This is a genomic window from Clostridium gelidum, from assembly GCF_019977655.1.
Classification (GTDB): domain Bacteria; phylum Bacillota; class Clostridia; order Clostridiales; family Clostridiaceae; genus Clostridium; species Clostridium gelidum.
Genome location: NZ_AP024849.1, coordinates 1,496,916 through 1,520,264 on the forward strand (window position 1 = coordinate 1,496,916; position 23,349 = coordinate 1,520,264).

A 23,349-nucleotide genomic window follows, 5' to 3' on the forward strand; every position below is an offset into this window, starting at 1 on the left:
TCCTCCTAAAATTATAAGGTTTAATTTAATAATATTTTATACCATTATAGCATAATTATAATATGAGTAAATAAATAACACAATATAAAGGTGTTGATAATGCAATATTATACCAAACGAAAACCCCATAAATATATATCATTTATAGTTGCTATTATTTTTATAATTGTCATTTTTAATATAATGATAGGATTTTTTGATAAAAGAGTCATGCCGCCAATAACAGAAATAGCAATAATGATGGCAAAATCTCAAACATTAGATATAATAAACAAAAAAAGTGTAGAGATTTTATCACAGGAATTTAAATATGATGAAATGATAAAAATAGAAAAAGATAAGGAAGGAAATATAATTTTAGTTCAATCAGATACTATAAAATTAAATTATATAGCGGCTAAATTATCTACAGAATGTAATAAAGAATTAAGTGATATGAATAATACTACCATAAAAGTTCCTTTTGGATGGTTGGGCGATAAAAGTGCTTTTTATAATTTAGGACCTACAATAACTATGCAGATAGAGCCTATGGGGAATATTAGTACAAATTATGAATCGAAATTTGAAAGTGCTGGAATTAATCAAACTAGACATAAAATATATCTAAATGTTAATGCTAAAATAAGATTGAAACTACCACTGAAAAATCAAGATATCGAAGTTAACACACAAATGCCAGTTTCAGATACAATTATAGTTGGGAAAATACCAAATACAACCTTTGGATTTCCAACAAATAATCAAAATGTAGATAACAAAAGTGGAAACTAAACTTATGTGATATCCTACCGAAATTGAATACATATTTGTTCCATAGGACTAAGAAAATTTCGCTGGAAGTTTCTAAATGGTAGGTTGCACCCATTCCTGCATGTTCCTGAGGCAAGCTCAGGACAAGCAGAAATGGAACAACCTACCATTAAGAAACATCAACAGTTCATTTTCAATGCCTATTCCACAAATATGTATCCAATTTCTTTGTTTATATATATGGCTAAATGTAGTAAATAGTGAATATAAAATATAAGGATAACTTCTGATGAGGCAACTGAAAAACTGAAAAATATTACTAATGCTAATGAATTATCCAAGAGATTAGTTGAAAAATAAACAATTAATAAGTATATTTCTTATTTTGTGAACAAAAAATTATAAAAAATGCTATCAACAAGTTATTCATAACGTGAAAAATATAATTAGCCTATATCTTATTTTACATAGTAATTTAAGATATAGGCTTTGCTTTAAGTAGGATAAAAGTCTCGATATATATTTTTAGCTAAAAGGTTTCTTTTCTACTCCCAATTAAATACATAAGGCACATTTCTATAAAAATCACCATAATTTAATCCGTATCCAACTACAAATAAATCTTCAATTTCAAAGCAACAATAATCTGGATTTATCTCAATTTTTCTTCGTGAGGGTTTGTCAAGAAGAACGCAAGACTTAACAGACGCTGGATTTGCTTTTTTTACATGATTAACAACAAAATTCATGGTGAATCCAGTATCAACAATATCATCAACTATAAGAACATCCCATCCTTCAATATCATCAGAAATATCATTAACTACTTTAACGCATCCAGAAGATATTTCACAATTATCATAACTTGATGTAGTCATAAATCCTATCTTTACATTTAAATCGATACATCTAACTAAATCAGCAGCATATACAAAACTTCCGCGAAGCAGAGATAATACATAGAGATTTTTGCCTTTGTAATCTTCAGTAATAGTTTTTCCAAGTTCCTCTATTCTAGAATTGATTTGTTCTTTAGAAAAAAGAATGTTACGTTTTTTATCTTCCATTGTTTATAAAACTCCTTTTATTTTTATTTGAACAATTAAAAATGTACGATGAATAATTTACAATGAAGGATAGAACTCTAGTGGAATTTCATCCTTCATTGGATATTGTTAATTGTGCAATGTTAATTGATAAAGTTGTAATTAATGAATTAATAGTATAAAATTATATGAAAGTTGTCAAGATAACTTATGTGAGGTGTTTATATGATATATGGAAATATTGAAGGAATAAGAAAATCTATAATAGATGAATTAGAAAGTATTTATGCTATTAAAAATTTAAAAGATGAAGTATGTGACGTAGAAATTTTAAATATAATTTCTAGAGTTTCAAGTTTTATTGAAAGAGAAGTGAGTGTAGGAATAAATAGAAAGGGTAATGTTACTTCTGTTGCAATTGGGGATTCTACATCAGTTGAAGTTCCAATAATAGAGATAGCGGAAAAAAGATTATCAGGAATTAGAGTAATTCATACTCATCCAAATGGCTATTGTAATCTTTCTGCATTAGACTTAACAGCACTTTTAAAACTAAAATTAGATGCAATTGTGTCGGTAGCGATAATAGAAGGAAAAATAATAGATTTTTCTTTAGGAATACTTACTTTATATAATAACAAATTAGAATCTGAGGAAAAAAGCAATCTTTCATTAGAAGAAATAAGTTCTATAAATATATTAGATAAAATAAGATTTATAGAAAATTTAATTAAAAACAATGATGTTATAGAGGAAACAGAAGAAAAAGCAATATTAGTTGGTTCTGATACAAAAGAAAGTTTAGAGGAATTACAAGAACTTTCAGAAGCATGTAATGTGCCTGTTTTAAGAACAGTATTTCAAAGTAGACATAAAATTGATGCGGCATTTTTTATAGGTAAAGGTAAGGTTCTAGAAATTGCAGCTATGAGACAAACAGAAAGAGCAAATGTAATAATATTTGATGATGAGCTTTCAGGATCTCAAGTTAGAAATTTAGAAGCAGCAATAGGTGCAAAAGTAATTGATAGAACTACTTTAATACTAGAAATATTCGCAACTAGAGCTAAGACAAAGGAAGCTAAAATACAAGTAGAACTAGCTCAACTTAAATATAGATTAAGTAGATTAAAAGGACTGGGGACAGTATTATCTAGAACTGGTGGCGGAATAGGAACTAGAGGTCCTGGAGAAAAGAAACTTGAAACAGATAGAAGACATATAATGGAGACTGTATATGATTTAAAAGATGAACTTAAAAAAATTAAAAAGACCAGAGAAGTTCAAAGAGAAAAAAGAAATAAAGAAAATATTCCACAAGTATCTTTAGTTGGATATACCAATGCAGGAAAATCTACTTTGAGAAATGCACTTTGTGATTTGGCTGCAAAAAAAGAAAATAAAATAAAGGAAAAAGTATTTGAAGCAGATATGCTTTTTGCAACATTAGATACAACAACAAGAGCAATAACTTTAAGGAAGAAGGGGTTAATAACTCTTACAGATACAGTTGGATTTGTAAGAAAATTACCTCATGAGCTAGTAGAAGCATTTAAATCAACATTAGAAGAAGTGATATTTTCAGATCTTTTATGCCATGTAATAGATACATCTTCAGATACTGCAGTGGAACAGTATACAGCTGTAAATGAAGTTTTAAATGAGCTTGGTGTAGTAAATAAAGAAATGATATTAGTTTTAAATAAAATAGATAAAGCAAGTGAAGAGCAAATAGCAATAATAAAAGAAGCTATAGATGAAACGCAAGTAATAGAAGTTTCAGCTAAAGAAGGAACTAATTTAGAAGAATTTTTAAATTTAATAGAAGAAAAGATACCTTATAATTATAGAACAGTAGAGTACTTGATACCTTATGAAAAAGGTGATATTCAATCATTTTTACATAGAAATGCTAGAATAATTGAAGAAGATTATAAAGATAATGGCACGTATATGTTGGTTGAAGTAGATGATGAGGTATATAACAAAACTCAAGATTATGTTATAAAAGAATAATTAAAAATTTTAGTTAATATACTAGATATGAGCACTAATTAAGGACTGTATAATTATGGGAAAACGAAATTCTAAGAGGCATTCTAAAAAAAATAAATCTAGAGATAATAGTAGTCAAGTTAACCCATCACAAAGTAAAGAAGAAAATCCAGAACAGCTAAAATATGAAGGTATTTATGAAACTACATCACAAGATAGTGTAGAGGATGGTAATGAAATACAAAATGATTCAAGTGCATCTAAAACTTCACTAGATACTGGCTCAGAAACTCCGTCGCCGCCACCACCAACTACTACTACTGATATAAATGATTCTTGTGAGGAAATAAAAGCAAAACAACAAGAACTTTTTGATAAATTAAAAAATATAAGTGAAGCATTTACTGATATAACATTAATAAGAGATAACGTTAATTCTATTAGAGTTGATACATTAACTGAACTTTATTTTACAAGGCAAGTAAGACCACTTTTAGATGCATTAAATATTATTGCTTTTTCATCTTATAATATGTCTAGTACTGCAACAGCATTTCAATTAAATGCATTTGGAGATAGAAAAGAAATTAAGGATGCATTAAAATTAAGTTATAAAATGAATAATGAAGTTGATGATATTATAACTGCCTTAGGAAGAAGATTAACAATTTTTCTTAAGCAAATAGATTGTATGGATAAAAACTGTCCACCATTTGATTCGGGAAAAGATTCTTAGATTTAATTATTTAAGAATCTTTTTTATATATTTTAAAATGTAAAATTAGAAGATAATATAAAATTTAATAAGAATTAAAAAATGCATTCCCTTTAAATAAAGACTTCTTTCAGTTATAATGTTAATGAGTTTTATTTAGACAAAAGAAGGTGGAATATACGGTGTCAAAATCTATAGTGGATTATCAAAAGTCCTCTGAGAAGCTAATTAATATATTAAAGGTTAATAAAAAAGTATTAGCTATATTTGCATTTGGAAGTATAGTTAGTGGAGATCTTTGGGAAGAATCTGACATAGACTTATTTGTTATATATAAAGATGTGTTTGAGGATGTTAGAGATATATATTCAGAAATATTAGATATACCAGTACATATGAAAGTATTAAATAAAGAAAAATTTTTAGAATTGTATGAAAGTGATGGAAAGAAGGGGAGTATAAGAAATTTACTCATATCTTCAAAGATAATATTTTCAAGAGATGATGAAATAGAAAGAATTTTTAATAAAGCTAAATATAGTTTAGATAAATATAGAGAAACATGGAATTTGGTATATTTAGGTGACCTTATAAAGGATATTAGAATAACTAAAAAATATATACAAAATTATAGTGAATTTACATCATATGAAGTGTTAATCAGAGCATTGGATAGTTTTGCTAAGCTATATTTAAATTTAAATGGATATACGGTAAACAAAGATGCTATAAAAATGGTTACTAATTTAAATAATAAGTTTAATGCAGTAGTTGAAAATTTATTTAATAATAAATGTACAAAAGAAAATATTCAAAATACTGTAGACTATATAGAAAACATTTTAGATGAGAACATAAATGAAGCATCTAAATTGCTATTAGATTATTTATACGAAGAAAGCAATTTTTTAAGTTCATATGAAATAAGAAATGGTGAATTATTTAAGGAATTTAATATAAAAATAGAGGATATATTAAAAGAATTATATAAAAGAAAATTAATAATAAAAGACACTAAAAAGTTAGATTTACCATTTAATGAGGACTTTATAAGTGAGAATGTATACTCATATAAGGTTTATAAGTAATGCATAATATTATGAACAATACTTATACGTAGAACCAGCCGAAATTGAATACATATTTGTACCCTCAGGGGGCATAATATTCCATAGGACTAAGAAAATTTCGCTGGAAGTTTCTAAATGGCAGGTTGCACCCATTTCTGCATGCTCCTGAGGCAAGCTCAGGACAAGCAAAAATGGAACAACCTGCCATTAAGAAACATCGACAGCTCATTTTCAATGCCTATTCCATATTATGACCCTTGTGGTTACAAATATATATCCAATTTCTAAGTTTGGATATATGCATAAGTAGAGTAAATGTTGAAAATAATATCAAGTATAATTTAAAAACTGGGAATATATTATAGATTGTTGGAAAGTAATTTTTTTTATACAATGATATCTTAACCCGCATTTTATAAGCATATTCTGAAGAATATATATGGTAATATTCTTTAGAAAATATAGGGTTTAGAATTTCACCATATTAGAAGAAAAGCATTTTCAATTTAATAAATTTATACTTACTCATAAATTAATATAAATAAAAAATTCGTAAAAATCATATTATTAACTGTGCCGTGTGAGAGGATAGGGGGCTTATGGATATCTACAAAGATTTTAAATTCAAAGATGATGAAACACCAAAGTATGTTCAAATAGCTAATTTTATAAAAGATTTAATTGATAAAAGAAAAATAAAAGAGGGCGATAAGCTTGAAACCATAAGAGAATTGTCGAAAAAATTAGGGGTAAATAATGTTACAATAGTTAGTGCTTATAATAAGCTTAAAGCAGAAGGATATGCATATCAAAAGGTTGGAAGCGGAAGTTATGCTAAGAGAAAAGAGGTGGCCTCAAACTTTAGGCGAGAATATTCAAATACTTTAAAGAAATTGTCTATGGAAGATTTAACAGATGTAGTGGATTTTACAGGAGAGACTTCTAAAGAAGTATTATTTCCTATAAATGATTTAAAACATATAATAAATGAAGTTTTAGAAAGAGATGGTGCCAATGCATTGTTTTCGGATAATAGGAATGGATACACAAATCTCATAGATACAATAAACAAAGCATTTTGGGATTATAAATTAAATAATGAAGATATACTAATTGTATCAGGAGCTCAACAAGGAATTGACATAGTTTCAAAGGGGATATTAAATATAAATGATAATATAATAGTTGAAAAGCCAACTTATGTTGGAGCATTATCAGTTTTTAAATGGAGGAAGGTTAATTTATTTGAAATGCCAATTGAAGACGATGGAATAAATTTAGATAAATTTGAAAAAATACTTCAAAAAAATGAAATAAAATGCTTTTATACAATGAGCTATTTTCAAAATCCAACAGGAATAAGCTATAGTCTAGAAAAGAAAAAAAGAATTTTAGACCTTGCAGAAATTTATGATTTTTACATAATTGAAGATGATTATTTATCAGAACTTATATACGAAAGTTCCTTAGAATATATACCATTTAAATTGCTTGATAAAAATGATAGAGTTATTTATATAAAAAGTTTCTCGAAAATATTTCTTCCAGGAATAAGATTGGGATATTTAATAGCTCCAACAATATTTAGAGAAACACTTCAAAATTCAAAACATAACACAGACATAACAACTTCTAGTTTAATGCAAAGAGCACTGGAATTATATATTTCAGATAATAAGTGGAAGAAAAATATAAAAAATTTGAATGATGAATATATAAAAAGATATACACTTATGAAAAGCCTGTTAGACAAAGAATTTAAAGATATATTAACATATATAGATCCAAAGGGAGGGTTAAATTTTTATTTGACTTTAAACGAAGATTTTAGGGTTAATACAAGGGAGCTTTTTATACGACTTAGGAAAAAAGATGTATATATTACTCCTGGTGCTATGTTTTTCACATCACAAAACGATGGACAAGATTCATTTAGACTAGCTTTTTATCAAACAGATAAGAAAAAAATTAAAAAGGGCATGAAAATACTTAAAGAAGAACTAATTTCTGCAAAGCTTTATAATGAATCTAAATTAGATAATTAATGAATAAACTGATGGTTAATCCAATATTATTTAATATACACACATATATAAAAGGTGCGAAGCACAACCAAGATCATTTCACATATAAAAAGAGTGCGAAGCACAATTAGGAACTTATTAAGCACAACCAAGAACTTAAAATTTTGTATTGTGACTGTACATTGCAAATTGGAAAGGGGTTAGATATATATGTCTTACATTACAATAAGAAATTTTGGTGAAGATAGATTTGAAGAAAAAAAATCAGAATTTATTGGATATGCAAAAAGAGTTGAAAATGAAGATGAAGCTAAAGCTTTTATAACTGAAATAAAAAGCATGCATAAACAAGCTAGACATAATTGCTCAGCTTATATTATCGGAAGTAATATGAATATTCAAAGATATTCTGATGATGGTGAGCCACAAGGAACAGCAGGAATTCCTATTCTTGAAGTAATGAAAAAAAGTAGAATAACAGATTGTGCAGTTGTTGTTACTAGATATTTTGGTGGAATACTTTTAGGGACTGGGGGATTAACTAGAGCATATACAAAAGGGGCAAGTATTGCTATAAAAGCTGCTGGGATTATAGAAAAAGTTGAGGGATTAAAATTAAGCTTTGAAATAGAATATGATTTACTTGGAAAGATTCAATATATATGTGGTCAAAATTTTTATCATATAGAAGACTCAGAATATAGTGATAAGGTAATAGTCCATATATTATCAGAAAAAGCAATTGCAGAAAACATAGAAAATGAAATTGTAGAGGCGACTAGTGGTAAAGTAATAGTTCGTAAAAGTGAAGAGGGAATTTACTTTAAAGAAGGAAATAGACTTTATCAACAGTTAACATAGGAATTAATAGTATAAAGGAGTTTTATTAATAATTGTGAATTTATGCAAAGTATGGTATAATTTTTGTTGAATTTTGTATTTAAAATAAATCAAATAAAATATATGTTGTAATAAAAATCTGCATAAATACATATTCTTTAATTTATACTCAAGCGGATTTATTATTACAAAATTATGAATTTTAAATTAAAGTAAGGAGGAAAAACAAATGTCAGGACACTCAAAATGGCATAACATTCAAGCAAAAAAAGGTAAGACAGATGCAAAAAGAGGTAAAATTTTTACTAAACTAGGTAAAGAAATCATTGTAGCTGCTAAAAATGGTGGACCTAGCCCCGATACAAATGCAAGACTTAGAGATGCAATCGCTAAAGCAAAGGCTGAAAATATGCCGAATGATACTATAGCAAAAGCAATTAAAAAAGCTTCTGGTGAGTTATCATCAGTTAATTATGAAAATATAGTTTATGAAGGTTATGGTCCTAGTGGAGTGGCTGTAATAGTTGATACTCTTACTGATAATAAAAATAGATCAGCAGGAAATGTAAGAAGTGCCTTTACTAAAGGTGGAGGGAATATGGGAACTGCCGGATGTGTAGGATTCATGTTCCAAGAAAAAGGAGAAATCATCATTTTAAAAGAAGATAAAGATGAAGACGAAATAATGATGATAGCCTTAGATGCTGGTGCAGAAGATTTCTCATCAGATGAAGAAGAAGTATTTGTAGTAACTACAACTCCAGAAGACTTCGGACAGGTGAGAGAAGCGTTGGAAGCAGCAGGAATTGAATTTTTAGAAGCATCTGTAAAAATGATTCCAGATACATATACTGAAATTGGTCAAGATGATGCTAAGAAATTCCAAAAGATGCTAGATTTACTTGAGGATGATGATGATGTTCAAGACGTTTATCATAATGCTGAATTTCCTGAAGGATGGTATGAATAGGACTGGAACCGTTGATATAACTGGATTTAATTTGATGGGGATAATTGTAAAAATGAATATTGATTATGATATGCGTCATTTTAGTAAAATAGATTGATGTATGTAATATTTTGAGAACCATTTTCTATCTTAAAAGATAGGAGATGGTTTTATAAATAACGAAAGAAGACTAAGTATTAGGAACTTAGTCTTCTTTTATGTTATATAAAATAATTAAAAATAAAATCACTATTTGAAGATATGTTGTTAAGTGTTTTTAAACAATATTATATAAATAATTCTTTTTGATAAATGACAATATGGTTGTCCAAATTTTGAGATAAGGCAACTATGAACTTATTAGTAGGACAAAAACTAAATAATAAGAGATTTAATAAAGATTTTCTTAGAAATATTTTACGTTTTAGTCTTAATAATTTGAAATTATTTATAATAGCACCTCTTTTTTACTTAATTATGATTATATGTAAGCAAATTATAATACATACAAGTAGTATTTAGCAAAATGAATCGTAATACAAATAGTATTGTTTGGTGACATAATATTGCAAGTAATGTTGATTACTGACACAGATTCCGTGGATTATATTTTTTAATAGCATAAAAAAGGATAACTCATTACAATGTAACAAGTTATCCTGAATACTGGTTAATATTTTATTATTATTAGGGGAAATAATAATGTTTAACTACTTTACAATTACTATTATAAGATTATAGTATGTCAGTGTTGTGGCAAATTTATTAACTTAATCTTAAGAAATTATAAATAATTTAGTTAGGCTAGGGAGCAAAATAAAAACTCCTATCCTATTTTTTTCGCTTTTTAATAAATTAATAGAAATAAAAAGGATTAGAATTTCATAAAATGGCTTATTTACTAGGTTTGAAAAAATCAGATAATAAATTGAACCCAATAAAACTAATTTCGCACTAAGAAAATACTTATAATAATGGCTTATAAGCATAAAATATTCATGAATGCTCTAAAAAGTTTAATAAATTAATATAAAAAGAAAGTGTAATTCAGAAACAACTAAAATCTTCTCAAGTAGCTCTATTACTAGTGTTTAGAAGTGCTAGTGAATTAACTTTTAATTTTTAATATATCTTATTAAATTCATAGGTATATGTGTGATACCACTAGATAAGGCGATTTTTAAGGTTTTAATAAATAAAAATTTAAACGTAGAATTAAATAATATTGACATATTTAGAAAATGGGTGATACTTTAAATATAGATTGCATATTTTCATGAAATATACTTTCAATTATTTTTAGAAATTAAAAGGGGAGAAATTATGGCAAAGATAGATAAATTATTAGATAATATGGATATACAACGTGCATCAGATATTCACATAACTTCAGGACTAACTCCAATGGTAAGAATTGATGGAAGACTAATAAGAGCAAACGATGATGTTATTGATCATGAAGTAGTTGGGGAATACATTAAGGACTTAGTACCAGAAAAGTTTGAAGAATTCTTAGAAAAAGGGGAGATAGATTTTAAGTATAATAGAAAAGGAATTTGTAATTTTAGAGTTAATGCTTATAAATGTAGAGAAAGTTATTCTATATGTATGAGGGTAATTAAAGAAGGAATACCAAAACTTAAAGATTTATCAACTGCTCCTGCTTTAAAAGCTTTTACAGAATTAAAAGATGGATTAGTTTTAGTTACAGGTCCAACAGGTTCAGGTAAAAGTACAACCCTTGCTGCTATGATAAATGAAATAAATAACACTAAAGAAAAACATATAATAACTTTAGAAGAGCCAATAGAATATATATATGAAACTAAAAAATCTATGGTGAATCAAAGAGAAATTGGACAAGATACTAGAAGTTATGCAATGGCATTAAAAGCAGCGCTTAGACAAGATCCAGATGTTATACTAGTAGGAGAAATGAGAGATCCTGAAACAATAGAAATAGCTTTAAGAGCAGCACAAACAGGGCATTTAGTTTTTTCTACTCTGCACAATATGGGGGCTGCAAATAGTATATATAGAATTGTAAATTCTTTTGAATCTGGTCATCAAAATGAGGTTAAAATTCAATTATCATCACTACTTAGAGGTGTTGTTTCTCAAGTTTTATTACCAAATGCTTCAGGTACAGGGAGATCAGCTGCAATGGAAATCATGGTATGTACATCAAGTATAAAAAATTTAATTAGAGAAGGAAATTTTGAACAAATAAATAGCTTCATTCAAATGGGATCTAAATTTGGAATGCAAACTATGGAAATGGATTTGAAGAGATTAATTAATAGTAATATAATATCAAGAGAAGAATATGAAAGATGGGTAATAAATAATAAAACAAATTAGTGAATATTTTCAATGAGGTGATTTTATATAGTTTGGTAAATGATCACTAATAAAATGGGTTGATTTAGAAAAAAGTAGAAAAAAGTATAAAAAAGTATAAATAAGTATGGACTAATACAAAGAAAATATGGTATGATATGCCTAAATAAATTAACGAATTTTATTATAGGAAAACGAAGAGTCATATATTTTAATTGGGCACTTTATATATGATGAGTTATTAGTGCAACCGACCTTTATGTTTATAGAGGTCGGTTTTTTTATTATATAAAAGAAAATAATTCTCAGTAAAAAACAATAAATAAGCAATGTATCTATTTTTACATCGCAAAGTATTAAGCGAATTGGTTAGAATCATTAAAGAATACACTTGTAATTAGATACATAAAAGTATATAATTGGCAATAAATATATGTAAAAGATTACAGAATATAACTTAGAATTTAAGAAGGTGATAAATTGGATTATGGATTAATAACTGTCTTAGGATTAGTTATAGGCAGTTTTTTAAATGTATGCATTTATAGAATTCCTGTTGAAGAATCAATTGCGTTTCCACCATCACATTGTGGAAAATGTCAACATAACTTAAGTCCGGTAGACTTAGTACCTGTATTTAGTTACATTTTTCTTGGAGGAAGATGTAAATATTGTAAAGAAAAAATTTCTTTACGGTATCCTCTTATAGAAATTTTAAATGCATTATTATATTTAATTATATATTTAAAATTTGGACTAGTTTTAATTACATTAAAATATTGCATATTAGCATCACTTTTAATTGTTATTGGTATGATAGATTATGATACTCAATTTGTTTTTACAAGTACTACGATTTTGGGTGGAATAATAGCAGTAACATTTATAATAATTCAAGCTATTATTTATAAAAGTGGAACTATTGATTTTATTTCAGGTGGAGCAATAGGCTTTGGAATTATAGGGTTAATAGTATTTTTGACCAAAGGAATGGGCGAGGGTGATATTGAAATCGCTACTGTTTGTGGATTGTTTTTAGGCGTTAAAGGAATTCTACTAGGACTGTTTTTAGCAATTATATTAGGTGGAATAGTAGGAATAATTATTTTAGCTTTAAAATTAAAAAAGGCAAAAGAAAAAATAGCATTTGGACCATGTATAGCAATTGGAAGTTTAATTTCTATGTTATGGGGAGTTGAAATATTAAAGTTGTATTGGAACTTATTGGTTTGAATTATGATAAGTATACATGATTTTAACATATATATACTTGATTGATTTGAAATAAGAATTTAAACTATTATCATATATAAGTTTCAATAATGATTTTACAATTAGGAATTCTAAAATTCTAAAGAATTTTAGAACTTAAGAATTTTAGAATTTTAGAATTTGCTTGTAAAATGCGGGTTAAGAGATAGGTGAAAACTTTATTGCAACATATAATAGATATAAATATATATTTATGTAGAATTAAGTATATGGTGTAGGATATACAATTGGCAGAGAAAAAGGAAGGTGAGACTTATAATGGCAACTGAAAAAAGAAGATTAGGCAACATTCTAGTAAATGCAGGAAAAATTACTGGATATCAATTACAAGAAGCATTAAAGTCTCAAAAGGCACTTAATAAAAAACTTGGAGAAATACTAGTCGATAGTAAAATAATAACTGAAGATGAAATAATAGAGTCTATAGAGCAACAAACAGGAATTAAAAAAATAGATTTAAATACAATAAATTTTGATAAAAAGGCAATAAGTATTATTCCTAAAAATTTATGCGATAAATATACATTAATACCTTTTGGCTTTGAACATAATAAAATTAAAGTTACACTTTCAGATCCTTTAAATATTTATGCAATAGATGATGTTGCAATATCTACAGGATTTGAAATAGAATCATATATTTCTAAAAAAGATGATATTAAAAAATTTGTGGGTATATATTATAGTAGTCAGCAAGTTAGCATTGCAGCGAAACAGCTTTCCAAGGAAAGTTCTGAATCTAAAAATTCGAAAATAAATGTGGAAGATATGGATAATGTTAAGAATGCACCAGTTGTTAAAATGGTGGATTACTTATTTAAAAACTCAATAGAAATGAAGGCATCAGATATTCATATAGAACCATTTGAAAATGAAATAAAAATAAGATATAGAATAGATGGTAAATTACAAACAGTTAATATTATTAATATAGAAAGTCTAGGACCATTAGTAACTAGAATAAAGATACTCGCAGGATTAAACATTGCAGAAAAAAGAATACCTCAAGATGGGAGAATAATGGTTACAGTAGATGGAAAAAATGTGGATCTTAGAATTTCAATACTTCCAGTAGTTAATGGTGAGAAAATAGTTATAAGAATTCTGAATACTTCTGGTGGCAATATAGGTAGAGAAAAATGGGGGATGAGTAAAGAAAATCTTCAAATGGTAGATAGAATCATCTCAAATCCCCATGGAATAGTTTTAGTTACAGGACCTACAGGAAGTGGAAAATCTACAACTTTATATACACTTTTAAGTGAACTAAATAATGATAAAGTAAATATAATTACAGTTGAAGATCCGGTGGAATATACATTAAATGGAGTAAATCAAGTTAGTGTAAATAATAAGGCTGGATTAACCTTTGCAAGTGGTCTTAGAAGTATATTACGACAAGATCCTGATATAATCATGATTGGTGAAATTAGAGATAATGAAACAGCTGAAATTGCAACAAAAGCAGCTATAACAGGTCATTTAGTATTAAGTACTCTTCATACTAATGATGCGCCATCTTCCATAATAAGACTTGTAGATATGGGAATAAAACCATATTTAGTTGCTACTTCAGTAGTTGGAATAATAGCACAAAGACTAGTTAGAAAAATATGCAATAATTGTAAAGAACCTTATGACGCTACTGAATATGAAAAAGAAATACTTGGAGCAGATAAGGACAAGCAATTAAACTTATATAAGGGTAATGGATGTGGATATTGTAACCATACAGGATACGTGGGAAGAATTGGTATATATGAAGTTATGGAAATAACAAGAAAACACAGAGAAGCTATAAATTTAGGTGAAAGTTCAGATGTACTTAGAGATATATCAGTGAAAAATGGGATGACTACTTTAGGTATGGAATGTAAAAAAGTTGTAATTGATGGAATAACAACGATGTCAGAACTTGCAACAATAACTATGACGAAGGAATAATATATACCATTATATATTAAATATTCTGATTTAGAGGGGGATAAATAAGTTGGCTAATTTTAAATATAGAGCAATGAACGCAGATGGAGAAAAAATTGAAGGAGCGCGTGAAGCAGACTCTAAAGGCGAGGTTATAGAATTTATATCTTCTAATGGATATTACCCTTTAATGGTAGAAGAAATAATTGAAAGTAGTAAAATTGAACTAAAATTTAATGAGAAAGTAAAACTTAAGGATATTTCAATTTTTTGCAGGCAATTTTATACTATGTTAGATGCAGGGGTACCTATATTAACTTGCTTAAATATATTATCAAAACAAACTCAAAAGAAAATATTGAAAGAAGCCTTAATAGAAATTGAACAAGATGTTGAAAAAGGTGGTATTTTATCTGAAGCTATGAAAAAGCAAAAAAAGATTTTTCCGGATCTTTTAGTTAGCTTAATAGAAGCAGGAGAAGCCAGTGGTACGTTAAATAGTATAATGCTAAGAATGTCATCACATTATGAAAAAGAAAACAAGACCAATAATAAGGTGAAAAATGCTATGATTTATCCAGTTATATTAAGTTTTGTAGCAGTAATAGCTGTTGTATTTATACTTGTTTATGTAATGCCAACCTTTAAAGGTATTTTTGAACAAAGTGGTACGGTATTACCATGGTCAACAAAACTTTTATTAGGAAGTGGAGATTTTTTAAAGGATAATTTTATAGTAATTATAGTTGCATTAATAGGAATTACTATTGGAGGTAAATATTATTTTAGTACAGAAAATGGATCAATTTTTTCAAGCAAGATGAAACTTAAGCTTCCAATAATAAAGAAATTCACTGAGATGGTTATAGTATCAAGATTTACAAGAACTTTATCTACACTATTAGCAAGTGGTCTGCCTCTAATAAAAGCTATTGATATTGTTTCTGGTGTTGTAGAAAATAAAATAGCAGAAAAAGCTTTATTACAGGTTAAAGAAAAAATATCTAAGGGAGAAGAACTAAATATTTCAATGAGAGCAACTGGAATTTTCCCGGAAATGCTTTATTCAATGGTTAAAATAGGAGAAGAAACAGGATCAATAGATTCTATTCTAAGTAAAACAGCAGATTTCTACGATGAAGAGTTAGAAACAACGATACAAGCTACTGTTGCCTTAATGGAGCCACTTTTAATAGTAGTAATGGGACTTGTAATTGGATTTATAATAATGTCAGTAATGCTTCCAATGTATGATAGTTATACTCAAATATAATAAAAAGTTAATAATGCACAATGTGCGATCCAGAGTGCATTAAATATATAAAGTATATAAAAAAATAGGAGGGGTTCATAATGAACAATTTATCAATTAGAAAAATGAATGAACTATCAAAGAAAAAGAAGAAAGGATTTACATTAGTAGAACTTATTATTGTTATTGCGATTATTGCAGTACTTGCAGCTATTGCTATTCCAAAGTTTGGTCAAATAACAAAAAAATCTAATATTACAGCTGATATAGCTACAGCCAAAAATCTTTCGGGAATAGCAGCACAAGCTGTTGCAGAGGATCAAACTTTACTTAATACTAATAGTGCTACTACTACAACTAAAAATAAAATTACAGATAAAATTGATGGTGGAGTCATGCCAACAAGTAAAGTTACTAAAGTTGAGTTTTATGTTGATATTGCCGCCGATGGTGACATAACAGTAAAATCAGGTTCTACTGGAGATGAAATATATCCAAAACAAGTGGGAAGCTTTATATCATAATAAAAAATAAATTTAGGTGAATTTATATTAAAAGAAGTGTAAAGCTGGCATAAGCTTTACACTTTACTCTATACATTGAAAAATATGAGGGTAAATAGGTGGGGGAAATAATGAATAAAATAAAAGAAGAAATTCATTTGGGTGAGAGTGAAGAATTAAAAAAGAAATTTGATTTAAGTAAACTTAAAGAATTAATGAATGTTGATATTAAGGATATAACAGGTAAATTTTCAAAAAACAATGAAAAAAACAAAGATTTTAAAAGATCAGAAAAAAAGAGAAAAGTAGTAGCTTTCGATATAGGACAAACAGCTATAAAAATAGTTGAAGGAATTTATTATAAAGAAAATTTATCAGTTAATAAGTTTGTGGAAATTCCTACTCCAAAGGGAGCAGTTTTGGATGGAATGTTAGTGAATAAAGAAGCTCTTATTTATATTTTACAAAAAGTTTTATCAGAAAACTCAATAACTGCTAAGGAAGGAATATGTACTAATAATTCTACTTCAATTATAAATAGAGAACTTTTAATTCCAAAGGTAGAAGATGAAGAATTGGAGACTGTAGTTAGATATGAGATCCAACAATATTTGCCTATAAACTTAGATGACTATGTCCTTCAAATGAATATTTTGGGAGAAGAAGAATTTGAAGGAAGTCAAAAATTAAATGTTCGTGCTATTGCTTATCCAGAAAAAATGGCTAGGGGGTATTATGAACTTTTACAAGCATTAAATTTAAAACCATATGCATTAGATGTTAATTATAATGCATTAAATAAGTTGATTAATTATGTAGATGTCATTAATGAATATGAATATAATCCTAAAGAATCAATTGTTTTCATAGATATGGGAGCAACAAGTCTTGATGTTAATATATATAATGAAGAAATTTTACAGTTTACAAGAATAATAAAAACTGGAGGAACTAGTATTGATGAAATTTTGATGGAAGTATTAAATATTTCAAGAGATGAAGTTGAAGAATATAAGGCAAAAAATATAAGTTTAAAAGAAGAAAACCTTTCTGATCAAAATAAATTAGTATTAGATGAAATAGAGGATTGGATTGATAAAATAGAAAAGATTATACAATTTTATAAGAATAAAAATATGGGAGTTGATATAGATAAGATATTTATTTATGGAGGCAGCGCTAAAATAAGAGGACTCTGTGAATATATGACTTCAAAGCTCTCAATAAATGTAACAAGAATAAAAAGCATTCCTAAAATAACTCTTAACTCTAATAATAGAACAGATGAACAGATAGACAGCTTCATTAATGTCATAGGTTCAATAATAAGGTTGTAAGAGGAGGAATTTAAAAGTGAGAGATATAAACTTTTTTAGTTATTATCAAGATAAAAAACAAGAAAAGAAGGATCAAAAAAAATATATTTATATAGCTTATGGAATATTAACTTTAGTAATTTTAAGTACACTTATTATTAATGTTTATAAAATTGTATTTCTCAATAGAGATATAGAAGATTATACTCAAAAATTAACTGCAACTGATGTACAAGCACAACTTAGAGAAGCAGAAGAAATAAGTAGTCAGATAGAAGTATTAAATAAATATGAAAGTAAGTTATCAGATGTAGCAAATTCACTTATAAAAAATGATATTGTTACTGATGATTTGTTAAATGATATATGTGGAGCAATCCCAAGTGATGTTTCTTTTAAAGAATTTAATATTGAGGGTTATGATGTAACTATAAGTGGAGTTACACATACTAGAACAGCTATTGGAGAATTTGAACATAATTTAAGAAAATTATCTAAAATTAAAAATGTTCAAGTAGCTAAAATTGAAAAGAGCAATACAGTAGGTGAAGATTATTCCTTTAATATGACTTGTGTGTTGAAGGAGGTTAAATAATATGAAGATAAGTAAAAAAGAAAAAAAAATGTTGCTTTTTTTGGGGATTTTTGCAATAGGAATTTTATATTATCAATTTGGATATACAACTTTAGTCCAAAAGGTAGAAGAAAAAACTACAATAAAAAATGATATTGAAGAAAAATATAATAAGGCTATGGCCAATATAAATTCTATTGAAATTCAAAAGAGTAAAGTAAAGATATTAAAGACTAAAATAGATGAACAAGCAGCTCCTTTTTATCCAACTATAAGTCAAGAACATTTAATTTTAGAATTTGATAAATTAATAAAAGAAAGTGGACTAGAAGGCGGAATCACATTTGACGTTACAGAGGTTAAAGGTGTGGAATCAATTAAAAAATCAGGAAACGATAAAAATTTAGCAGAAAGTTCTCTTCAAGGTGATGCTGATGAATATAATTATAAATATGGGGAATCAAAAGAGGATAAAGATGATATAAGTAAAAAAAGTAATACTGAAGATGCTAATAAGAGTAATCAAAATTCAACAAATTCAGAAAATAATGATCCTTCAAAATCAGCACAAGATACTAAGTCAAGTAAAGCAAACACTGTAACTCAGATAAAAGTTAATGTGAACTTTAATGGAAGTTATGAATCCGTAGTTAAGTTTTTAAATGCTATTGGAGAATATAAAAAAAAGATTCCGGTGTGTACTATTAACATGAGTGAAAAAAATTTAGAAGAAGTAGCAGGATCAGTGAATATGATAATATACTCAGTTCCGAAAATAGATGATGAAATAAGTGAGTATTTGAATTGGAATCTAAACAATACCTATGGTAAATCAAAACCTTTTAATGTGGGTAGTGCTGCAGGAACTGGAATAAAGTCAACTGCGGATATGAGTGATTTTATAGTTTCAGTTAAATCAATAACTTCGGAATTACCAACAATTATGATAGGTAAGGCTAATGATATGTTAACAACTACTTACGCTTATGGTGATGGTAATAATGAACAAAGTGCTGAAATGATATTAACTAAGAAGGATGATAAATATTATTATAAATATAAGACTAATCTTGATAAAATACCTACAAACTATAATGATTTAGGAAATGAATTTGTACCCAATAGTGAAAATATAGTTTTAAATGTATCAAGTGAAAGCAGAGTTACATCCAACGATAAATCTGGATTAAAATTAAAAATAGTTAATAATACAGATAAATTAGTAAGGGTAATTAAAAGTGGAGATGATGTGAAAGATCCAAGGGTTTCAATTGACGGTGACAGTAAAAATATAAGCGTTAATTAAGAGTGGGTGAAATTTTTGAAAAGTAAATGTAAAAAGCGTAGCGGATTCACTTTAGTAGAAATGATAATAAGTATGGCATTATTTGCTATACTTATGACTCCTATATATTCAATGATAATATCAAGTATGAGTCATAATAAAAATGGAGCTGTAAAACAAACAGCAGCATTACATGGACAAGAAGTTTTTGAAAAAATTAAGAGTGGAAGTGTTGTTGTAGATGGAGGTGGAAATATTACTAAAATTGATGATATAGATATTTCAACACCAACAAACGAAGTGATAAATACGCTCGGTGATGGATATAAAGCAAAAGTTACAATAACAAAAAATAATGATATATCCATTAATAAAAAGAATAATACTGTAGCTGTAGTACCATTTGAATTCGCAATATCTTTAAGAGGAAGTACTAAAGACAATCTAACGGTAAATGGTGAACATTTGTCTTCTAGGGCAGATCTTTTGTCTTCAGATAATCCTTTGGTGTTAGTTATAAATACAACTACAAGTACAACTACAACCACAAAGACAAAGACACTTACTGTAAAAGATGAAAATAATAACGAAGTATTAAATCCATATATATCAAAAGAATTACCAATAGCTAAAGATATGGATGAAATAAAGGTAACAATAAATTTCGATGATTACACACTAAAAAAAATTCCAACTGATAAAAAATATAAAAAAGTGAAAATAATTGTATATAACCAAGATGATAGTCCTTTAAATATATATTTGAAAAAAACAGACGATTTAGATGTAGAAGTAGACAACAAGTTGGGTAAGATAAATCCTGTAGAAGATGGCAAACTATCTCAGGTTGGAGAGTTGTATAATATAGAAGTTAAAGTAACTCATGAAAAGGATAATATAGGTTATAGAGTATCTGATGAAAAAGATGATATGGATGTTAAAATAACTCACAAAGAAGATGAAGAAATATTTACTGAAAAAACTAGCCAAAATATAAATGTTAATTAGGCGGTGATTAAAATGGTAAGGAAAAAAAGAGGCTCTAGTTTAGTTACTGTAGTTATTATTTCTGGTATTTTAATTACAGTAGGAACTGCTATGTTATCAATGACAATTGGCGATTACAAAATGAGAACAACAGAAAGTACAAGAATAGAAAACTTATATTCATCAGAATCAGGATTGGATGTTGCTTATGATGTACTTATAAAAACTTTTGATGCAGCAGCTATATATGGGGTTAATCAAGTAGAAAAATATAAAAAAACTGATGGATTTACTATAGTTGTTGCAAAAGATCGTAAAGCTGATATTGTGGAACAAGAGCGTATAAAAGCTTCAATACCAAGTGATGCAACAGCTGCGCATAGAAGTAGCATAATTAAAGAGTGCAACAAGAGAATTGCTGAAGACAATAAGCAAATTAAAATTGAAGAAGATTTAGCAATTAATGCATATTTTAAGAATACATTTAATGAGTTTATATATAAGAATTCATCAGCAGATATTAACAAAAATGAACTTAAAAGGTGTATAGACGAACATAAATATGCTATTAATCTTGAAAAAGAAAATAGAGACGATACAGACTATACAACTGTTGAGTTTAATAACAGTAATACAATATTAATTAATGTTCATGATGTAAATACTGAAAATATTAAATTAGAGTCAATAAATTTTGAAGCGGGAAATTCAAATGGAGACTATTCAAATGGAAAATATCCCAATGGACTTTGTCCAAAGGAAAAGGGGAAATATACAATAAAAATACAATCTGACTATGAAACAAAAGATAAAGGACCCAAGGGAGATAAGACTAAAAGAACACTTCAATCAACCTATGATATGACATTACCAGAATATAAGGATGTTGTATTTAGCGAGAGCGTGGCAGAAGTAGCTAAGCAACCATTTTTAATTGATAAAGCATTACTTGTTGGTGGAAATATGGAAGTGAAAGAGTCTCCTCTTTCTGTTAAAGGAAATATATTTGTTCAAGGCAATGGATATAATGATATAGATGAAGTGGGAATAGATAGGGCGTACAATAAGTATAATGGTGGAATAGTTCTAAATTCTGATTCAAGCAAGAAAAAAATTATATTTAATGGAGATGTTATTACAGGAAAAACTTTTAATATTAGAAATAATGTAGAATCAACTATAAATGGAAATTTATATGCAATGAATGTTTATGCGGGCAATGAAAAAGCAACAGATGTTCCGGCAAAAAATTCAACTTTATATGTTAGCAACACTTCACCGGATGCTAATAAAAATGATGTGGCTAGAGAGGTGATGGTAGATAATGACATTACTTTAAAGTCTGATAGTACTCATATCACAATAGATAAATTTTATGGAATTAATGACAAGAATATAAAATATAGTGATGCAACTGGTACTAATGGGGATGATAAACAATTAGGCAGAACATCCAGTAGTATTATAGTTAATGTACTTGAAAGTTCAAATTCAGGTATTAAAATTAATACAGAAGCCTATATTATGGGCGTCGCACATATTAATACTAATACAACAAATGGATATAGTACCGGTGAATCTACAGGTGTTAAAGATAATTATATAGCATATTCAGTACCGTCTGTTGATAAAGGCGGTAACGTTGATACTAGTGAAAAGTTTGATTATTATGATCCATTACAATTATTAAAAGAAGATAATGTTATTAAAAAAAGTGAACATTTTAAGAAATATTGGGATTTGAACGAGGGAATTCATACTGGTGGAATTCAATTGCCAGAAAGAACACATTCTATAGGAGCAATAGTAAAGCGTGACGGAACCGTTGGATCCAGTACATTGGCATATGTTCCTGATGAGGTGAAAATAAAGCAAAAAGAATTTGCTTCAAAGGTATATAACATTGGAGGAGAATCATTAACTGATGAGGATAAACAAAGTCTTTATGAATCATTAGGTAGTCAAAAAGATCTTGTAAGTGATTTAATGGATATAGAGGGAGCATGTAATCAAACAGAAGGCTCATTTTATGATTATATGCAAGATAATAAAATTTTCTTTACAAAATATAATGTAAGTGATACACCGAATGAAGAGAATAACAATGAAAAAGCTATATTTAGTGACAAGAATATAAAAATTAAAGAGTCAACTGAACAAAGTATAGTAAAAGATCCTGATGATGAAAATGGAATAATAATAAAGGTACCTAGTAATACTACTCTTAATGCTTTTATAGCTACATCTGGAGATGTTACTATTAAAGGAAATGTTAATATTAAAGGTAGTATAATTGCAGAAGGAAATTTAACTTTTAATCCAAGTGAAGGCCAGAGTATAGAATATAATAAAGAATTATTAGACAGAATACAAGCTTTAAATGTTGAAATTTTTAATTCTGTATTTGGGCACATGAGAGAAAGCAATCCGGTTAATTTAAATGTAGAGTATGATGTAAATAAATTTATTAAGAATAGCCGATGGAAGATTATTAAATAGAATTTT

General features: G+C 27.5%; 18 protein-coding genes and 1 riboswitch. Of the genes, 17 read left to right on the forward strand and 1 reads right to left on the reverse strand.

Annotated features, from left to right (window positions below):
- Positions 1 to 99: 99 nt before the first annotated feature.
- On the forward strand, positions 100 to 774 hold the full coding sequence (yunB, locus tag psyc5s11_RS06695) for a sporulation protein YunB (RefSeq protein WP_224036841.1): 675 nt from the start codon (positions 100 to 102) through the stop codon (positions 772 to 774).
- A gap of 524 nt (positions 775 to 1,298) precedes the next feature.
- Here the strand turns inward: yunB and hpt are convergent.
- Complete coding sequence (gene hpt, locus psyc5s11_RS06700) at positions 1,299 to 1,820, reverse strand: hypoxanthine phosphoribosyltransferase (RefSeq protein WP_224036842.1); 522 nt, start codon at positions 1,818 to 1,820, stop codon at positions 1,299 to 1,301.
- Positions 1,821 to 2,024: 204 nt separating this feature from the next.
- Between hpt and hflX the strand changes: the two genes are divergently transcribed.
- The 16 genes from hflX (at position 2,025) to psyc5s11_RS06780 (ending at position 23,343) form a co-directional block, all read left to right on the forward strand.
- On the forward strand, positions 2,025 to 3,815 hold the full coding sequence (gene hflX, locus psyc5s11_RS06705) for a GTPase HflX (RefSeq protein ID WP_224036843.1): 1,791 nt from the start codon (positions 2,025 to 2,027) through the stop codon (positions 3,813 to 3,815).
- Positions 3,816 to 3,870: 55 nt separating this feature from the next.
- Positions 3,871 to 4,530: a hypothetical protein gene (locus tag psyc5s11_RS06710; protein ID WP_224036844.1), complete on the forward strand. Its 660-nt coding sequence runs from the start codon at positions 3,871 to 3,873 to the stop codon at positions 4,528 to 4,530.
- A gap of 161 nt (positions 4,531 to 4,691) precedes the next feature.
- A complete protein-coding gene (locus psyc5s11_RS06715; protein WP_224036845.1) occupies positions 4,692 to 5,597 on the forward strand; it encodes a nucleotidyltransferase domain-containing protein in 906 nt (301 codons plus the stop codon).
- A gap of 581 nt (positions 5,598 to 6,178) precedes the next feature.
- Complete coding sequence (locus tag psyc5s11_RS06720) at positions 6,179 to 7,624, forward strand: aminotransferase-like domain-containing protein (protein ID WP_224036846.1); 1,446 nt, start codon at positions 6,179 to 6,181, stop codon at positions 7,622 to 7,624.
- 189 nt (positions 7,625 to 7,813) lie between these two features.
- Complete coding sequence (locus tag psyc5s11_RS06725; RefSeq protein WP_224036847.1) at positions 7,814 to 8,464, forward strand: YigZ family protein; 651 nt, start codon at positions 7,814 to 7,816, stop codon at positions 8,462 to 8,464.
- 208 nt (positions 8,465 to 8,672) lie between these two features.
- Positions 8,673 to 9,413, forward strand: coding sequence for a YebC/PmpR family DNA-binding transcriptional regulator (locus psyc5s11_RS06730; RefSeq protein ID WP_224036848.1), 741 nt, complete (start codon positions 8,673 to 8,675; stop codon positions 9,411 to 9,413).
- 1,302 nt (positions 9,414 to 10,715) lie between these two features.
- Positions 10,716 to 11,753, forward strand: a complete 1,038-nt coding sequence (locus tag psyc5s11_RS06735; RefSeq protein WP_224036849.1) for a type IV pilus twitching motility protein PilT — start codon at positions 10,716 to 10,718, stop codon at positions 11,751 to 11,753.
- 161 nt (positions 11,754 to 11,914) lie between these two features.
- Positions 11,915 to 11,997: riboswitch (cyclic di-GMP riboswitch) on the forward strand.
- Positions 11,998 to 12,212: 215 nt separating this feature from the next.
- Positions 12,213 to 12,965 carry a prepilin peptidase gene (locus psyc5s11_RS06740; protein ID WP_224036850.1) on the forward strand — a complete coding sequence of 251 codons (753 nt, stop codon included), beginning with the start codon at positions 12,213 to 12,215 and terminating at the stop codon, positions 12,963 to 12,965.
- A 297-nt stretch (positions 12,966 to 13,262) separates the two neighbouring features.
- Positions 13,263 to 14,948: a GspE/PulE family protein gene (locus psyc5s11_RS06745; RefSeq protein ID WP_224036851.1), complete on the forward strand. Its 1,686-nt coding sequence runs from the start codon at positions 13,263 to 13,265 to the stop codon at positions 14,946 to 14,948.
- 49 nt (positions 14,949 to 14,997) lie between these two features.
- Positions 14,998 to 16,200: a type II secretion system F family protein gene (locus psyc5s11_RS06750; RefSeq protein WP_224036852.1), complete on the forward strand. Its 1,203-nt coding sequence runs from the start codon at positions 14,998 to 15,000 to the stop codon at positions 16,198 to 16,200.
- Between the two features lie 80 nt (positions 16,201 to 16,280).
- On the forward strand, positions 16,281 to 16,703 hold the full coding sequence (locus tag psyc5s11_RS28060) for a prepilin-type N-terminal cleavage/methylation domain-containing protein (protein WP_311196414.1): 423 nt from the start codon (positions 16,281 to 16,283) through the stop codon (positions 16,701 to 16,703).
- Between the two features lie 110 nt (positions 16,704 to 16,813).
- Positions 16,814 to 18,019: a type IV pilus assembly protein PilM gene (gene pilM / locus psyc5s11_RS06760; protein WP_224036853.1), complete on the forward strand. Its 1,206-nt coding sequence runs from the start codon at positions 16,814 to 16,816 to the stop codon at positions 18,017 to 18,019.
- Positions 18,020 to 18,035: 16 nt separating this feature from the next.
- The gene (locus tag psyc5s11_RS06765) at positions 18,036 to 18,593 is read left to right on the forward strand and encodes a PilN domain-containing protein (RefSeq protein ID WP_224036854.1); all 558 of its coding nucleotides are present in this window, start codon (positions 18,036 to 18,038) and stop codon (positions 18,591 to 18,593) included.
- 1 nt (position 18,594) lies between these two features.
- A complete protein-coding gene (locus tag psyc5s11_RS06770) occupies positions 18,595 to 19,878 on the forward strand; it encodes a pilus assembly protein PilO (RefSeq protein WP_224036855.1) in 1,284 nt (427 codons plus the stop codon).
- Between the two features lie 15 nt (positions 19,879 to 19,893).
- A complete protein-coding gene (locus psyc5s11_RS06775; protein WP_224036856.1) occupies positions 19,894 to 20,865 on the forward strand; it encodes a type IV pilus modification PilV family protein in 972 nt (323 codons plus the stop codon).
- A gap of 12 nt (positions 20,866 to 20,877) precedes the next feature.
- Positions 20,878 to 23,343 (forward strand): hypothetical protein, encoded by a 2,466-nt coding sequence (locus psyc5s11_RS06780; protein ID WP_224036857.1) that lies wholly within the window; start codon positions 20,878 to 20,880, stop codon positions 23,341 to 23,343.
- Positions 23,344 to 23,349: the final 6 nt, after the last annotated feature.

Excerpts from the sequence above, each read along its gene's own strand:
- yunB (WP_224036841.1), top strand. The coding sequence starts at position 100 with ATGCAATATTATACCAAACGAAAACCCCATAAATATATATCATTTATA.
- hpt (WP_224036842.1), bottom strand. The coding sequence starts at position 1,820 with ATGGAAGATAAAAAACGTAACATTCTTTTTTCTAAAGAACAAATCAAT.
- hflX (WP_224036843.1), top strand. The coding sequence starts at position 2,025 with ATGATATATGGAAATATTGAAGGAATAAGAAAATCTATAATAGATGAA.
- psyc5s11_RS06710 (WP_224036844.1), top strand. The coding sequence starts at position 3,871 with ATGGGAAAACGAAATTCTAAGAGGCATTCTAAAAAAAATAAATCTAGA.
- psyc5s11_RS06720 (WP_224036846.1), top strand. The coding sequence starts at position 6,179 with ATGGATATCTACAAAGATTTTAAATTCAAAGATGATGAAACACCAAAG.
- psyc5s11_RS06725 (WP_224036847.1), top strand. The coding sequence starts at position 7,814 with ATGTCTTACATTACAATAAGAAATTTTGGTGAAGATAGATTTGAAGAA.
- psyc5s11_RS06730 (WP_224036848.1), top strand. The coding sequence starts at position 8,673 with ATGTCAGGACACTCAAAATGGCATAACATTCAAGCAAAAAAAGGTAAG.
- psyc5s11_RS06735 (WP_224036849.1), top strand. The coding sequence starts at position 10,716 with ATGGCAAAGATAGATAAATTATTAGATAATATGGATATACAACGTGCA.
- psyc5s11_RS06745 (WP_224036851.1), top strand. The coding sequence starts at position 13,263 with ATGGCAACTGAAAAAAGAAGATTAGGCAACATTCTAGTAAATGCAGGA.
- psyc5s11_RS28060 (WP_311196414.1), top strand. The coding sequence starts at position 16,281 with ATGAACAATTTATCAATTAGAAAAATGAATGAACTATCAAAGAAAAAG.
- pilM (WP_224036853.1), top strand. The coding sequence starts at position 16,814 with ATGAATAAAATAAAAGAAGAAATTCATTTGGGTGAGAGTGAAGAATTA.
- psyc5s11_RS06770 (WP_224036855.1), top strand. The coding sequence starts at position 18,595 with ATGAAGATAAGTAAAAAAGAAAAAAAAATGTTGCTTTTTTTGGGGATT.
- psyc5s11_RS06780 (WP_224036857.1), top strand. The coding sequence starts at position 20,878 with ATGGTAAGGAAAAAAAGAGGCTCTAGTTTAGTTACTGTAGTTATTATT.